The organism is Sporosarcina sp. P7 (assembly GCF_002743425.1).
Lineage (GTDB): Bacteria > Bacillota > Bacilli > Bacillales_A > Planococcaceae > Sporosarcina.
In genome coordinates, this window is sequence record NZ_PDZF01000001.1 from 170209 (window position 1) to 185548 (window position 15340).

The window sequence follows — 15340 nt, forward strand, 5'->3', positions numbered from 1 at the left end:
CCATAAGGAGGAGTGAAAGTGAATACATGGAAAGTAGATCCCACGGCGTCCACTGTCGGCTTTTCCGTTCCACATATGATGGTATCAACTGTCACGGGAACGTTTGAAGAGTTTTCAGGAGAATTACAAGGTAACATAGCGGATTTGACGAAAACTAATATTAGTTTTCAAGTACTCGTTTCTTCAATTGATACAAAGAATAGAGACCGTGATCTACATCTATGCTCCGCGGACTTTTTTGATGCCGAAACTTTCCCCAAAATGACATTCTCTTCCCGCACAATTTACAACGATACAGAAGGTAGATATCAAATGTCCGGTGACTTGACTGTTAAAAACACGAGCAAAAGAGCCATATTTTGCATCACTCCTCAAGAAGTTACCGTATTCGGTGCTACATATCTCGTCGAGGGTGAAATCAAACGAAAAGATTTCGGATTAATGTGGAACCGTGCAATCGAAGCTGGTGGTGTAATGGTTGGAGATATTATTGATATCAAGATGTTAGTAGCAATTTGCAAAGATGAAAGATAATGTGAAAGCACTGTTGATTACTATTCCGATGGGACGAATCCACTTACAATTAACTAATACACTGCTTCAAACAGACTAGTAACCCACAAAAAAAGACTGAAGACAAAACTCCGCTTAATTTTTCAGAGTTTTCTTCAGTCCCAAAAAACAATTTAACTATTTAACTTTTTTCAGATATCACAAGCTCCATCATCACACTGCCCGCCATCATCTGTGCCAACTACTTGCAACTTAGGTTTTGTCCCCTTCTCTTCTTCTGCAATCTTCTCAAGCGCATCAACAAATGCTTCCGTAGGCTGCGCTCCACTTATAGCATATTTTCGATTAATGACAAAGAATGGCACACCTTGGACACCAATTTCCCGCGCTTCTTCAATATCTTCTTTTACTTCATCCTTGAAATCATCACTATGAAGCAGATCTTTAGTTTTCCTTGCATCTAATCCAGCTTCTGTTGCAATCCTTACGAGTACTTCCTCCGTATCGATACGTTCCCCTTCCACAAAGTAAGCATGCATGAGACGCTCTATCACTCCTTTCTCTACATTGCGCGTCTCTGCGAATTTCGCTAGACGGTGTGCATCGAGCGTATTCGACGTTTTCATTCGATCCACTTGATAGTGAAGATCAACGGTTTTTGCTTGCTCTTTAACATTATTCAGCATGTTTTCTGCTTCTTGTTTGGTGACTTTGAATTTACTAGCTAACCCGTCTACTAATGATTGATCTGAAGCTACTGGCGTATTTGGATCCAGTTGAAATGCCTTGAATACAACTTCCGATTTCTCTTCAAGCCCTAATTGTTTCAACGCATGCTCCAAACGTCTCTTTCCAATATAGCAAAACGGACAAACATAATCCGACCATACTTCAATTAACATTTTTTTGCCCCACCTTTCTATTCTCTATTTTAGATTCAAGTAAAGTTGGCAACAATGTTAATGCTTGGATTATATAAATTCACAGAATGAGGTGTCGGAATGAATCAATCTTTATGGCTTGCCACCGCTTATCCGCAGTCTACCTATCCAACTGTAGATGATGATTTAACTTGTGATGTGCTAATCATCGGAGGCGGTCTGAGCGGCATAGCAAATGCATATTTTTTGTCTAAACAAGGAAAGGACGTCGTGTTGCTCGAAAAAAACAGTTTACTGCATGGAGCAACAGGAAATTCTACAGGTAAATTAACCGCACAACATGATCTAGTCTATGCGGATATGATTGAACAGTTTGGTGTCGAAAGCGCAAAACAATATTTCAATACAAATGAACAAGCCATTAATTTCGCACGATCCATCGCGGAAGCAGATCAACTGAAAACCGCACACTCCGCGCTATATTCTCAAACAACTGAAGGTACGGAACGATTACTTGCGGAGAAAAAAGCATATGAGGCGATTGGGATACCATTTATACTTGCGGGGAATGCATCCTACTTACCTTTTGAAACCGCTCATACTTTACTGATTGAAGACGAAGCACAAATACATCCAGTGCGTTTTGGACAGCGATTAGCACAGCTCGCTGTAAAAGAAGGCGCACGTATATTTGAACATGCACAAGTTGCTGCCCTGGATACTGATCGTTATTTTGTCAAACTCTCTTCATCTAAGGTAGTCAATTATCGACAACTAGTTATCTGTTCACATTACCCCATTGAAGCACTAGAAGGCATGCAAATTCTTAAACTAGATGTCGAGCGCTCCTATATCGCCGCGGCAAAAACAGATACTTTATTTGACCATCAATATATCTCGGTAGATGAGCCGAAACGTTCGATACGGACAGCGACGATCGACGACCAATCTTACTTGTTACTAGCTGCCCAATCTCATCCTGCTGGTTCGGAAAAAGAAACACAGCTACATTACGACAGCTTAACGGAGGATATAAAAACGACATTGGGACATCCTGAAGTTGTCTACAAATGGTCAGCTCAGGACCCGTCCACACCGGACTTAGTGCCTTATGCAGGCGCAATTTCAGACTCTTCGCCAGACGTCTACATTAGTACAGGCTATCGAAAATGGGGACTATCTAATTCCTTAGCCTGCGCAGAAATTATTTCGGATGCGATTATCGGAAGACCGCATGCCGCAAGCGAATTATTTTCTCCTAGTAGAACAGATTTCGGCTCCTTGTCAAGCCGGGCTTTACTATTGGCCGGACGTACCGTAAAGGAATTTGCTGGTGGACATATCGCCCGGACCGACTCCCCAATTTGTACGCATATGGGCTGTCGTACCCGTTGGAATAAAGGAGATCAAACGTGGGACTGTCCGTGTCATGGATCTCGTTTTCGTGCGGACGGGACCGTGTTGGAAGGTCCCGCTACACAACCAGTAGATTTAGGATAAAAAAACTGTCATAGAAGATCGGGTTACCGATTTCCATGACAGTCTATTGATTAAGAAAGTGCTTCAGTCAATACAGGCACAATTTGCTTCTTACGTGAAACAATACCTTTTAACAAAGCGGAATTATTATTGAAGGCTACATTGAATGCAGATCCTGCACGTTCGGCTTCGTTTCCTAGCGCAATGATTACGGAATCGCTATTGATGATATCCGTCACAACAAACAGGAATAAATCTAGCCCTTTTTGCTCGATCACTTCATTTAACTCCGCTTCTAGTTCATCTTGTCGACCAAGAATGTCTTGCAAGTCCACTGCATTTACTTGTGCAATTTCCATTTTCACATCGCCGAATATAAATTCTTTCGAATCTAGACTAGCTAAATCCTTGACAGGTACAGCGCTTAAGTCTGCTCCAGCTTTCAACATATCCAAACCGTAGGCTGCAGCATCTACTTCCGCAATTGCAGCTAGTTCTTCAGCAGCTACTTGGTCTTGATCTGTGAATGTTGGCGATTTGAATAATAATGAATCCGATACGATTGCCGAAAGCATTAAACCGGCAATGTTTTTCGGAATTTCAACACCATGCTCTTTGAATAATTTGTTCAAGATCGTTGCCGTACAGCCTACTGGCTCTGCACGATAATACAATGGATCGTTTGTCTGGAAGTTCGCGATACGGTGGTGGTCGATTACTTCCAATACTTGTACATCATCCAAGTCATCCACACTTTGTTGTCTCTCGTTATGGTCAACTAAGATGACTTGAGATGTTTCAGGTGCGGCTCTTTCAATTAAGCGGGGTGCTTCAAAACCGAAAGTTTTAAGTGCATACGCTGTTTCTTTCGTAATATTCCCTAGTCGAACAGCTTCTGCATCCATTCCGATTTGTTGTTTAAGATAGGCATACGTAATCGCTGATGCGATAGAATCTGTATCTGGGTTTTTATGCCCAATGACTAACACTTTTGACATATTTAATTCCTCCTAATTCACTCTGTTTACTACCTATATTCTAACACACTATTCAGGATTGACTAGTGGGAAATAGTAAAGATTGTATTTCTTCCTTATTATGAAGGAAATCGGCAATCGTGTAACGATCTAGCACGGCGAAGTAAGCTTGAAGCGCTTCGTATAATACACCCTTTAGCTGACAAGCTTGAGACAACACGCACATATTCTTACTGGGGTCAAAGCATTCGACTAAGTGGAAATCGTCTTCTATTTTCCGGACTAGTTTACCTACATTCATGCTAGCTGGATCCACACTGAGACGGATTCCACCACCGCGGCCACGAATGGTTTCGATCAGTTCCAGTTTTCCTAATTCGTGGACTATCTTGGTGAGGTGATTTTTCGAGATTTGATATGCATCCGAGATTTCTTGTACTGTAGACAGTTCATCCGATGGCTTGGAAGCTAAAAAAATCAGAACACGCAGCGAATAATCTGTATACATTGTTAAACGCATAATTTCACCACTTTCTATTCTTTCATTATTATAGCATTTTCAATTGAAAAATCATGGATTGGCACTGGTCGTTACACGTAATAGCATGACTAATTATTGAATATAATGTGACAACTTTCACAATATATTTTTAAACATGTATTTTATATATAGCTTTTGAATTCTAAATGATTTATTATAGAGATATCAAATACGGAGAGGTTGTGTATCATCAATGTTAGATCAAAAAACTATCGATGTTATCAAATCCACAGTACCAGTACTAGAGGAACACGGAACAGCTATTACTACGGCTTTCTATAAAAACATGTTTGTGGCTCATCCCGAATTACTAGATATATTCAACCATGCTAACCAATCTCAAGGTCGTCAACAGACAGCCCTTGCAAACACAGTATACGCGGCAGCGCAACATATTGATAACCTAGAAGCGATTCTACCGGTGGTTGTTCAAATCGCGCACAAGCACGTATCTCTTGGAATCTTGCCAGAACATTATCCAATTGTCGGAGAGTATTTGTTAAAAGCAATCAAAGAAGTACTTGGCGATGCAGCAACGCCTGAAATTATAGATGCATGGGAAGCCGCTTATGGCGTAATCGCTGGCGCTTTCATCGGTGTAGAAAAAGATATGTATGAGAATACAAAAAAAGCTGATGGTGGATGGCACTTATTTAAAGACTTCGAAATTGTCGACAAAGTAGAAGAAAGTGATGTCATTACTTCATTTTACTTAAAACCTGTTGACGGTAAAAAATTGCCATACTACTTACCAGGACAATACATTACGATCCGCATGGAAATCCCAGGCGCGAAAAATATTGTGAATCGTCAGTACAGCTTGTCTCAAAAATCAAACGACGAGACTTTCCGTATCTCGGTTAAACGTGAAGATACATTATCACCAAAGGGTGTAGTATCATGCTACTTGCATGAACATGCAAGTGTAGGCGACATCGTCGAAGTGAGCGCACCAGCAGGCGACTTCTATCTAGATCCTACTGGCACAGCACCTGTCACATTAATCAGCGGTGGAGTTGGTATTACACCAATGAAAGCTATGTATTCAACTATCGCAGATTTGTCTCCTGAACGTGAAGTGGCATTCTTGCACTCTGCACGTACACGTAGCCAACAAGCATTTGCGAATAAACTAGAGCAATTAAATGCCAAACTGCCAAACTCTACGTACAAAGCGCTTTATTCAGAAGAGGGAGACGGCATGTTCACACGTAAGTTCTTAGAAGAAAACGTGATTGCAGGCAGTGATGTCTATGTATGTGGACCAACTGGCTTCATGGAGTTCGTTCTTCAACAGCTTCATGCCATGGGTATTCCGGAAGAGAAAATTCACTTCGAGTTCTTCGGACCAGCTGTAGCCCTTCAATTACAATCTGTTTAAGCACAAACAACCCCCGCAAATTTTCCCGCGGGGGTATATTTATATTTTATTCGGCATACGGATCGAAGCCCTAAGGAGTGCCACAACTAAAAACAAACCTAAATAGCCGACAACCGGATACAGTGTATTAACCAAATTTGTGAATCCTAGAAAGCTTAATGCATAGCCAATTACTAATGAAAATGCTACGAATAACTTAAACTTCATCGTACCACTTTGGATGAATCGTGCACCAAACGCATAGAACATACTGACTGCTGTATTGAAGATCATACCGTATAAAATAACCGCCATGAAGATTGCAAAGATTGGGGAAATATTATTGATAATAGCAAGCATCGGTAGATCTGTTCCCGCCACATTCTCCACTTGCGAAAAAAGCGCCAAATGACTTAACAGAATTAAAATACCTAATCCAAGACCACCTACGAATCCACCTTGCGCCGCAATCTTTTCATCTTTTTCCGCCCCTCCCATGACAATAGTCATCGAAGCACCTACCGCAATATTAAATGACACATAATTAATTGCTGATATGAACCAATTAGGCAATGTTGTTGGCACTGCTTTTGCAACAGGATCAAGAACTGCGAAAGTTGTATCCATCGTGACAATACTGTAAACAGAGACGACAACTACTGTCATAATTAAAAATGGTGTCACACTGCCGATTACAGCAACCACTTTATCTACGTTTAATAATATCGTCAAGAACACTAACACAATCATCAGTAAACTACCTACAAATGTCGGCAAGCCAAATTGCTGATGTAAGTTGGCACCCGCACCCGCTAGCATAACTACACCTACACCAAATAGTGTAAAGATGATAACACCATCCACTATTATGCCTAAAAAGCGTCCACTGATTTTGTAAATCACGTCTTTATGTGAAGTTGTTCGCAATCGACTTCCAAGACGCGTTAATGTCATGCCTAAGTAAGCGAAGAGCGCCGTACAAATTACAGCACTAATCATACCTAAGTAGCCGAAACTCGTAAAATACGTCATGATTTCATTACCGGATGCAAATCCTGCCCCTACGATAATTCCAATAAACGCACTACCCATTTTCAGTATCTTCTTCATAATTTCCCCTATTCTTCTCTATAACCAAGTACATGCGAGACATTCATTAATTTATTTTCTATATTTTGAGACGAACGGGTTGTCTTTTTCATAGAAACGCCAAGGATAATGCACAGCTTCGCCCGTGTTGCCAATCCCTACCCGTGGACCCGCTTCTATTTCAGCCTGAGGAAAGCCTTCAGCTATGTAGAGAGGCTTCTGTGTCCAATGATGACCATAATATGACATCGTCACCCCGAGAGCCTTAGAAAGCTTTCCAGGCCCGTTTGTAAGATCGGTTTCTTTTTTAATGTGTATGCCACGGCGTTGTTGCATATGACTTATTCCTTCTATTGGTTCACCCGCCCGCAATAACACAGCATGCGGTGTGCCCTCTTTTGCACAAACGACATTCATTAATGTGTGGGTATGCATTTGATATGTATAGACAGATCCTGGCTTACCAAACATGATTTCTGTTCGCTTCGTTCTACGATTACCATAACTATGTGCTGCGCGATCTTCAGCCCCGTGATACGCTTCAGTTTCCACAATTCTAACTACTGATAGTCCTTCGGGTTGCTCATGGACAATATATTGACCGACTAAATTACGGGCAAGCTCTAGTACAGGTACATTATAGAAAGATGAACTAAGTGGTTCATACATACTACCTTCTCCCTTCAGTTTTCATGCCAATCCCTGTCCCTCTGCGAATTCACGATAGAGATCATGTGTTTTCAATAATTCCGTGTGATTTCCTCTACCAGTGATCTGACCATTTTCTAAGAACAGTAATTGATCCGCGTGCAATACGGTTGCCAATCGATGTGCAATAATTAGCGTTGTTCTGCCTAGCATCAAACGGCGCAATGCTTCTTGTACATGCGTTTCCGAACCGCTATCCAAATTCGACGTAGCTTCATCCAGTAATTGAATCTCCGGGTCATGCAATAAAGCACGTGCGATGGCAATACGTTGGCGCTGACCACCGGACAACTTCATGCCGCGCTCCCCAACCATGGTATCGAATTGATCCGGCATATCTTTTATGAATTTATACGCATTGGCAGCTCTTGCAGCTTCAATGACTTGTTCAAGAGGCGGTCTCACTTTTAGACCGTACGCAATGTTATCTAAAATCGTTCCGCTTAATAATGGGCTTTCCTGTGAAACGTAGCCTATACGTTGGCGCCAATCAGATAACGGGATTTTTTGGATCGAATCTCCTCCAAAACGTATTTCTCCCGAAGTTGGTTGATAAAATCTCTCCACCAACGAAAAGATTGTCGTCTTTCCTCCGCCGCTTGGTCCGACGAATGCCGTTACAGTTCCTCGCTCTGCAGTGAATGAAATTCCGTTCACTACATCTCTTCCCTCTTCATATGAAAAATGAACATTTGAAAATGCGATGGCACCTTCCATTTTCGATGAAAGTTGACCGCCAGTAGGTTCAGAATCCATTTGTAGAATTTCTTGAATTCTTTCTGTTGCCCCTACTGCCTTTTGGAACGAAGTGAAAAATCGGGCCATTTGCGCGACCGGTACAATGATCTGAAATAGCAAGAAAATAATTGCCACCAATGTTCCTGCTGATAACACTCCCCTTGCCACTTGCGCTCCTCCATACCCAAGAATCACTACTAAGATACCCATCATTGTCAACATCATGATAGGTGAAATAACAGCTTGAATTTTTGCTTCTTTCAACCCATATCGAAATAGAGATTGAATGGCAACTTTACCTTTCTCTCCTTCAGTAGGTTCTGCGCGGTATGCTTTCACTAACCGGATATCGCCAAGCACACGGCCAAGATGTCCCGAAAACTTTGCCATTTCAGCCTGTGTGGCTTTTGCTACTTTGTGCATTAAGCGACCAAGCGGATACAAGATCGCCATACTAACCGGCACACTAATCAACATAATGATCGTCATTTTCCAATCGAGGACCAATAAAATAATAACTGCACCAATAATCGAAATCAGCCCTGAGATGAACGATACTAGATGCTCTGAGACAAGTGACTTTAATACGGTCGTATCTTGCGTAACACGACTCATCGTTTCTCCAGTTTCATTCCGATCAAAATATGGCACAGGTAAACGCAATACTTTTTGCCATAACTGATTGCGCAAGTCCGCAACTACCGTCTCACCAATAAATGCAAGCATATAATAGGAAAAGCCACCGGCAATTGCTTGTACCACAAATAAAACGAGCAGGAATATGCCCGTCTTCCAGTTCAATAGTTCACTTGTGAATGAGTCCACCAAATCTTTAGTGATTAATGGTACAGCAAGACCGGCAACCGTTTCAACAAAAGATAGCACCAGGGCAATGATGGTTACGGCTACCGGCCAACGCAATGTTTTGACTAAATTTATAAAGTTTTTAACGGATCCTTTAGGTTTTACTTGAGCATTCATACTGCTTCCTCATTTCTACCTTATTCAAACGGATACCGCAATTCCCCTTGGAGATATTCACCAATCCGCTGCCAATCGGCTTCTAGATCAGGTCTATGGGACGGGCGATAAAACACGGATGCTGGATGGAATGTCGGTATGATAGTGTACGATTCATCTGTTAGACTATATTGTTTATCTTCCAATTTCGCTAGATATTGCACAGGTTGCGTTAGGACTTGTCCATGAAGAGCCGTGACCTTCGCATGTTTACCTAGCATGCGCTGCAGACCAATATTGCCGAGTGTTACGATAAGCTTCGGTTGAAGGTTGGCTACTTCAAAATCGAGGACCTGTGCATGAGCCAATTGCTCTTTTTGTGTGGGTGGACGATTATACTTTCGTTCCGTCAAACTACCATCCCGTTCTTTCCTCGTTCCCCATTTGTACGGTCTACTGCGGAACGAACTTGTCATATAGACATCTTCACGTGTAAGGCCGATCGATGCAAGAGATTTCATTAATTCATCACCTGCGCGACCGATGAACGGAACACCATGTATCGCTTCATGTTCCCCCGGTGCTTCACCAATCAGCAAAAGTGTTGGTGATTGCGGCCCTTCTCCGTGGACAAAGCCTTCTACTGGAAATCCTTCGCTACGTTCTAAAGCTATACGCGCAATTTCATCTGGTACACGAAACATTGTATTCACTCCTTTCTGTAATTATAAAGGTTTTGCTACCGAATAAAAAATGTTAACCATCAAAAAAGTCGCTCCCATTTATATAAAATGGAAACGACTTGTTTTATACTATGTTAACTCTGTTTGTTTTGTTTCTGTTCCAAGGAAAATGACGGCTAGTACACCTACCATGATGGCTGCACAGAAAATACCAAAAATGACTCCGAAACCGTATCCAGCTGTTAACAGTGAACCAACGAGAAGCGGTCCAAAAATACCTCCCACACGCCCAACTGCAGCGGCAACTCCAGAGCCTGTCGCTCGAATAGCGGTAGGATATTGTTCCGGCGAATACGCATAGAGCGCTCCCCAAGCACCCAAGTTAAAGAAGGATAAAAATGCACCAGCGACCATCAATGTAGTCAATGTCTCCGCATTACCGAAAGCTAGAGCACTGAGTGCCGTTCCGAATAAATAGGTAGCAAGGACGAATTTTCGTCCCATGCGTTCAATTAGCCAAGCGGCACTGAAATAACCTGGTAACTGTGCTATGGTCATCAATAATACATAGCCAAAGCTTTTGATTAAACTGAAGCCTTTGATCACCATGACGCTTGGTAGCCAAAGGAACATGCCGTAATACGAGAAGACCACCGCAAACCATACGATCCACAGCATAAGCGTCCGTTTTCTAAATGCCGGCGCCAGTAATTGCTTTAGTTTCTGTCCTGTCGTTTGTGATATTTTTTCTTGCTCTACAAACTTCTTAGAGTCAGGTAAATTACGTCGTAAGTAAATCGCATAAAATGCCGGTAGCGCTGTGATGATCAGTGCTACTCTCCAACCGAATTCCGGGATAATGAAATACGCTATTAAAGCCGCTAAGAGCCAGCCCGCCGCCCAGAAGCTTTCAAGTAACACCACTACACGTCCCCGCTCTTTTGCGGATACACTTTCCGAAACCAATGTAGAGGCAACAGGCAACTCCCCACCCAGCCCTGCTCCTACTAAGAAGCGTAAGGCTAAAAACGCCCATAACGTCGTCGTCAAAGCGGATAAGCCGCTCGCAACTGAAAATAAAACCAATGTCAGCATAAATACTTGCTTACGTCCAATTCGGTCTGCCAATAAACCGAATCCGAATGCACCTATCGCCATACCGATGGAGTTAATGCTACCAATCCAGCCCATCTCCGCCGAAGTCAGATTCCAATCAACAGCCAGTGCAGCAATGACGAATGACAGAATTCCAACATCCATCGCATCGAACATCCAGCCAGTACCTGCGATTCCTAGCAATTTATTTCGTGAGATTTCTTTCTTTTTCACTGGGCTTCTACCTTTCTATTGTGCAATCTTTATATGTCTTTACAGGTGTCATTATAGCACTTTTTAATGGAATTTGACTAGTTTTGTTTAGTGGTGGTTTTTGGATATTGTTTGCTGTGTATAGTTATTGAGCGGGACGGCTTTGAGCGGATAGCAAATGTGATAGAGCGCGACAACTACCACATAGAGCGCTAGCGGACGTGGATTGAGCGAACAGATCGACCGATTGAGCGGGTGAGGTAATACATAGAGCGCTCCTCAAAGTGTATTGAGCGCAATCCATAAATTAAAGCTAAAGAATAACCAGGTAAATACAAAAATCCCAGAAGACAGAGTCTCCCGGGATTTCATTCATTCTTATAGTCCAGCTTCTACTTCTTTGATCATTTCTTTGATCGATTGAAGTCCGCCACCAGATAGGTACCAGTATTCACCGTTCAAATAAACCATTTTATCGTTTTTGAATGCGTTTGTTTTCTTCACAAGATCGTTTTCAACAGAATCTTTCGCTGTTGCGCCATTACCGATTGCTGCGTCACGGTCGATTATGAAGAGAATATCTGGGTTTGTTTCTAAAATGTATTCAAATGTAATATTTTGTCCATGTGTAGAAACTTCAATTTTTTCATCAGCCGGTTCAAAACCGAATACGTCGTGAACTAGTCCGAAACGTGAGCTAGGACCGTATGCACTTACTTTTCCTTCAGTTGCCAAGACAATCAATGCTTTGCTGTCGATTTCTTCAGTTTTAGTTTTGATTTCTTCGATGCTTGCATCTACATCTGCTAATTCAGTATTCATTTCATCTTCTTTATCGAAGATTGTAGCAATTTTATCCATGTTCTCTTTGAAAGATTCCATATAGTTAGATGTATCAACGCCCAAGTAGATAGTCGGTGCGATTTCAGACAACTGGTCATACAAGTCTGCTTGACGAGCAGAGATAAGAATTACATCAGGCTTCATTTCATTGATTGCTTCAAAGTCAGGCTCTTTCAAACTACCAAGATTTTCATACTTTTTATCTTCATACTTGGATAAGTAACCAGGTACGTTTGTTTGTGGAAGACCTGCTACTTCAATTCCTAATTCATCCAATGTATCTAATGTTCCAAAGTCAAAAACTACTACCTTTTCGGGATTTTTTTCAAGTGTTGTTTCACCAAGTTCATGTGTAACTGTTATTTCTGTGCTTTCTTCAGCTGGCTTATCTTCAGGTGTTGCATTGTTTGCAGGTTTTTCTTCGTCTTTCGCACCACCACAAGCGGCAAGTGCAAGCATTAGGATTAATGCAAATAGAGAAAGGGTAAGTTTTTTCATTTTAGTATAATTCCTCACTTTTTATAATGGATTTTAAGAGTTAAAGTATACACAAATACGGCAATCTTTCATTTGTTGTATCGGAATTTCCATATCGTAAATTTCTCGTAATGATTCAGAGGTGATAATATCATTCGTTACACCGTCTCTGACGACTTTTCCGTTCTTCAACGCCACGATGCGGTCTGAGTAGACAGAGGCAAAGTTGATGTCATGTAAGACGATGATCACAGTTTTGCCAAGTTCATCAACGAGCTGACGCAAGATTTTCATGATTTGCACAGAGTGTTTCATATCCAAGTTATTCAGTGGTTCATCGAGTAAAATATAATCGGTGTCTTGTGCAATCGTCATGGCGATGAAAGCTCGTTGACGCTGACCGCCGGATAATTCATCCAAATATGCTTCTTGCATGTTTGTCAGACCCATATATTCCAATGCCTGATCCACCATCCGCTCATCTTCTTCCTGAAGACGGCCCTTACAGTGCGGGAAACGACCGAACGAAACAAGTTCGCGGATGGTAAGTTTGACATTCATAAAGTTGGATTGCTTTAAAATCGCGACGCGCTTAGCAAAGTCGTTAGATTTCATATCTTTCACTTTACCTTTATCGAGCAATACTTCGCCCGTGTCAGCATCCATTAATCGACTTACCATCGATAGAAGAGTAGATTTACCAGCCCCGTTTGGTCCAATGAATGACGTGATTTTTCCACGATGAATATTTACACTGACCTTTTCGACGACTGCTTTTTTTCCATAAAACTTCGTTAACTCACGAACTTGAATCATGAAGATCGACTCTCCTTTAATAATAAGTAGATAAAGTACATGCCACCGACAAAGTTAATGATCACACTGAGTGTGGTCGAGAAAGAAAATAGACGTTCAACGATCCATTGACCGCCAACTAATGCAATGACACTCATCAACGCAGCACCGGCAATTAACACCGAATGCTTGAACGTGTTGAAGAATTGGTAAGACAAATTAGCTACGATCAATCCGAAGAATGTAATCGGACCTACAAGTGCAGTGGACACCGCAATCAGTACTGATGATAAAATCAACATGATCTTGACGATCGACTGATAGGGCACACCTAGATTGATTGCTGTATCCCGTCCCAATGATAGTACATCGAGTTCATTGATATAGCGCCAACCGATAATAAGTGTAATAACTAATATTGCTAATGCCCACCAAACGAGATCTCCGTTGATATTGTTGAAACTCGCAAACATCTTATCTTGCACACGCAAGAATTCATTCGGATCAATCATCACTTGCAGGAATGTCGAAATACTTCCGAAGAATGTACCGACGATGATCCCGACGAGCAATAAGAAATAAATTGGCCGGTTCCCTCTACCGAATAAGAAGTGATAGAGCAGCAAGGCGAACACTATCATTGCACCTACAGACAGCATGAAGTTAAACTGCTGGTTGATCAGTACAAATGAAGTCGATCCGAAAAAGAAAATCAGAACGGTTTGTAGCAGGATATAGAGTGAATCCAAACCCATGATACTTGGTGTTAAAATGCGGTTATGCGTGATCGTCTGGAAAATAACTGTGGAATATGCTACTGCCACACCTGTTAAAATCATCGCCACCACTTTGACCGCTCTTCTAGGAAGTGCATAGTCATAGCTGCCGTTCAAGTCTTGAAATAGATACAAGCCACAAAATACTAATGAAAATGCTAATAAAATTAATAGCTTCGTTGAATTACGCATAGGCTTTCCCCCTAAACAACAAGAACAGGAAGATTGCGCTTCCAATGACACCGACCATTAAACTGATCGAGATTTCATAAGGGAAGATAATAACCCTGCCTAGAATGTCACAGATAAGAAGGAAGATTGCACCTAGCAATGCAGTATGCGGCAACGTCTTTTGTAGATGGTCTCCTTTAAAGATCGAGACAATGTTCGGAATGATTAATCCTAGGAATGGAATTAGTCCCACTGTCAATACAACGGTTGTCGTAATTAATGCGACTAGGATCAATCCGATATTGACGATACTCTTATAAGCGAGTCCTAAGTTTTTGGAAAAGTCCTCTCCCATACCTGCCACTGTAAATCGATTCGCATATAAATATGTAATGATCAACACAGGTATACTAATATACAAAAGCTCATAACGACCTTTCATGATCATGGAAAAATCTCCTTGAAGCCAAGCAGACATATTCTGGATCACGTTTGCTTTAAATGCAAAAAATGTGGAGATGGAAGATAGGATATTCCCGAACATCAATCCAACGAGCGGAATGAAGATCGCATCTTTAAATTTAATACGGTCAAGAATTTGCATAAACAAGAAAGTGCCTAGTAAGGCGAATGTGAACGATACCGCCATTTTCTCTAATAGCGTTGCATTGGTAAATATCAACATAGACACTAAGATTCCCAGTTTAGTTGCATCCAACGTTCCCGCTGTGGTTGGAGATACAAATTTATTTCGGCTCAGTTGTTGCATAATCAAACCTGCAATACTCATCCCTGCGCCTGCAAGTACTATCGCAACCAATCGAGGAACTCGACTAATCAACAATATTTCCGTTGCTTCTGAGCGCCAGTCCAATAGGTCCGCTGGTGTGATTCGGCTTGCACCGACAAACAGCGAGAGAAATGATAAAAGTATAACTGCTGTAATTAAGTAACGTTTCTTCATGAAGAACTCCGATATCGAATATTTGAGCATTTCTCACTTAAATGAAAATGATTATCATTCGCTCAAGAACAACTTTA

The 15340-nt window shown here is 41.6% G+C and carries 15 protein-coding genes; 3 read left to right on the top strand and 12 right to left on the bottom strand.

Going from position 1 to position 15340, the window contains the following annotated elements; translation table 11 throughout:
* Positions 1-18 precede the first annotated feature (18 nt).
* Positions 19-534: a YceI family protein gene (locus CSV60_RS00930; protein WP_233189498.1), complete on the top strand. Its 516-nt coding sequence runs from the start codon at positions 19-21 to the stop codon at positions 532-534.
* Between the two features lie 170 nt (positions 535-704).
* On the opposite strand, the gene CSV60_RS00935 is transcribed toward CSV60_RS00930, so the two are convergent.
* A complete protein-coding gene (locus CSV60_RS00935; RefSeq protein WP_099635741.1) occupies positions 705-1415 on the bottom strand; it encodes a DsbA family oxidoreductase in 711 nt (236 codons plus the stop codon).
* Positions 1416-1514: 99 nt separating this feature from the next.
* Here CSV60_RS00935 and CSV60_RS00940 point away from each other — a divergent pair, with 99 nt between their 5' ends.
* Positions 1515-2894: an FAD-dependent oxidoreductase gene (locus tag CSV60_RS00940; protein ID WP_099635742.1), complete on the top strand. Its 1380-nt coding sequence runs from the start codon at positions 1515-1517 to the stop codon at positions 2892-2894.
* A 50-nt stretch (positions 2895-2944) separates the two neighbouring features.
* Here CSV60_RS00940 and CSV60_RS00945 read toward each other — a convergent pair whose 3' ends face one another.
* Positions 2945-3871 carry a manganese-dependent inorganic pyrophosphatase gene (locus tag CSV60_RS00945; protein WP_099635743.1) on the bottom strand — a complete coding sequence of 309 codons (927 nt, stop codon included), beginning with the start codon at positions 3869-3871 and terminating at the stop codon, positions 2945-2947.
* Positions 3872-3923: 52 nt separating this feature from the next.
* Positions 3924-4370 (bottom strand): RrF2 family transcriptional regulator, encoded by a 447-nt coding sequence (locus CSV60_RS00950; protein WP_099635744.1) that lies wholly within the window; start codon positions 4368-4370, stop codon positions 3924-3926.
* 214 nt (positions 4371-4584) lie between these two features.
* On the opposite strand from CSV60_RS00950, the gene hmpA reads away from it, so the two are divergent.
* Positions 4585-5772 (top strand): NO-inducible flavohemoprotein, encoded by a 1188-nt coding sequence (gene hmpA / locus CSV60_RS00955; protein ID WP_099635745.1) that lies wholly within the window; start codon positions 4585-4587, stop codon positions 5770-5772.
* 39 nt (positions 5773-5811) lie between these two features.
* Here hmpA and CSV60_RS00960 read toward each other — a convergent pair whose 3' ends face one another.
* From CSV60_RS00960 to CSV60_RS01000, 9 genes are all read right to left on the bottom strand, one after another.
* On the bottom strand, positions 5812-6861 hold the full coding sequence (locus tag CSV60_RS00960; protein ID WP_099635746.1) for a YkvI family membrane protein: 1050 nt from the start codon (positions 6859-6861) through the stop codon (positions 5812-5814).
* A 51-nt stretch (positions 6862-6912) separates the two neighbouring features.
* Positions 6913-7509, bottom strand: a complete 597-nt coding sequence (locus tag CSV60_RS00965; protein WP_099635747.1) for a DNA-3-methyladenine glycosylase — start codon at positions 7507-7509, stop codon at positions 6913-6915.
* 21 nt (positions 7510-7530) lie between these two features.
* A complete protein-coding gene (locus CSV60_RS00970; protein WP_099635748.1) occupies positions 7531-9267 on the bottom strand; it encodes an ABC transporter ATP-binding protein in 1737 nt (578 codons plus the stop codon).
* A 20-nt stretch (positions 9268-9287) separates the two neighbouring features.
* Positions 9288-9950, bottom strand: coding sequence for a uracil-DNA glycosylase (locus tag CSV60_RS00975; protein WP_099635749.1), 663 nt, complete (start codon positions 9948-9950; stop codon positions 9288-9290).
* Positions 9951-10058: 108 nt separating this feature from the next.
* Positions 10059-11201, bottom strand: coding sequence for an MFS transporter (locus CSV60_RS00980; protein ID WP_199175227.1), 1143 nt, complete (start codon positions 11199-11201; stop codon positions 10059-10061).
* A gap of 414 nt (positions 11202-11615) precedes the next feature.
* The gene (locus CSV60_RS00985) at positions 11616-12578 is read right to left on the bottom strand and encodes a siderophore ABC transporter substrate-binding protein (protein ID WP_099635751.1); all 963 of its coding nucleotides are present in this window, start codon (positions 12576-12578) and stop codon (positions 11616-11618) included.
* A gap of 33 nt (positions 12579-12611) precedes the next feature.
* The gene (locus tag CSV60_RS00990) at positions 12612-13373 is read right to left on the bottom strand and encodes an iron ABC transporter ATP-binding protein (protein WP_099635752.1); all 762 of its coding nucleotides are present in this window, start codon (positions 13371-13373) and stop codon (positions 12612-12614) included.
* Positions 13370-14320 (bottom strand): iron chelate uptake ABC transporter family permease subunit, encoded by a 951-nt coding sequence (locus CSV60_RS00995; protein ID WP_099635753.1) that lies wholly within the window; start codon positions 14318-14320, stop codon positions 13370-13372. The genes CSV60_RS00990 and CSV60_RS00995 overlap by 4 nt, the downstream gene beginning before the upstream one ends.
* The gene (locus CSV60_RS01000) at positions 14313-15263 is read right to left on the bottom strand and encodes an ABC transporter permease (protein WP_099635754.1); all 951 of its coding nucleotides are present in this window, start codon (positions 15261-15263) and stop codon (positions 14313-14315) included. Before CSV60_RS01000 ends, CSV60_RS00995 begins: the two co-directional genes overlap by 8 nt.
* Between the last annotated feature and the right edge of the window lie 77 nt (positions 15264-15340).

Excerpts from the sequence above, each read along its gene's own strand:
- CSV60_RS00980 (WP_199175227.1), bottom strand. The coding sequence starts at position 11,201 with ATGTTCGATGCGATGGATGTTGGAATTCTGTCATTCGTCATTGCTGCA.
- CSV60_RS00970 (WP_099635748.1), bottom strand. The coding sequence starts at position 9,267 with ATGAATGCTCAAGTAAAACCTAAAGGATCCGTTAAAAACTTTATAAAT.
- CSV60_RS00990 (WP_099635752.1), bottom strand. The coding sequence starts at position 13,373 with ATGATTCAAGTTCGTGAGTTAACGAAGTTTTATGGAAAAAAAGCAGTC.
- CSV60_RS00965 (WP_099635747.1), bottom strand. The coding sequence starts at position 7,509 with ATGTATGAACCACTTAGTTCATCTTTCTATAATGTACCTGTACTAGAG.
- CSV60_RS01000 (WP_099635754.1), bottom strand. The coding sequence starts at position 15,263 with ATGAAGAAACGTTACTTAATTACAGCAGTTATACTTTTATCATTTCTC.
- hmpA (WP_099635745.1), top strand. The coding sequence starts at position 4,585 with ATGTTAGATCAAAAAACTATCGATGTTATCAAATCCACAGTACCAGTA.
- CSV60_RS00995 (WP_099635753.1), bottom strand. The coding sequence starts at position 14,320 with ATGCGTAATTCAACGAAGCTATTAATTTTATTAGCATTTTCATTAGTA.
- CSV60_RS00975 (WP_099635749.1), bottom strand. The coding sequence starts at position 9,950 with ATGTTTCGTGTACCAGATGAAATTGCGCGTATAGCTTTAGAACGTAGC.
- CSV60_RS00950 (WP_099635744.1), bottom strand. The coding sequence starts at position 4,370 with ATGCGTTTAACAATGTATACAGATTATTCGCTGCGTGTTCTGATTTTT.
- CSV60_RS00935 (WP_099635741.1), bottom strand. The coding sequence starts at position 1,415 with ATGTTAATTGAAGTATGGTCGGATTATGTTTGTCCGTTTTGCTATATT.
- CSV60_RS00960 (WP_099635746.1), bottom strand. The coding sequence starts at position 6,861 with ATGAAGAAGATACTGAAAATGGGTAGTGCGTTTATTGGAATTATCGTA.
- CSV60_RS00985 (WP_099635751.1), bottom strand. The coding sequence starts at position 12,578 with ATGAAAAAACTTACCCTTTCTCTATTTGCATTAATCCTAATGCTTGCA.
- CSV60_RS00945 (WP_099635743.1), bottom strand. The coding sequence starts at position 3,871 with ATGTCAAAAGTGTTAGTCATTGGGCATAAAAACCCAGATACAGATTCT.
- CSV60_RS00940 (WP_099635742.1), top strand. The coding sequence starts at position 1,515 with ATGAATCAATCTTTATGGCTTGCCACCGCTTATCCGCAGTCTACCTAT.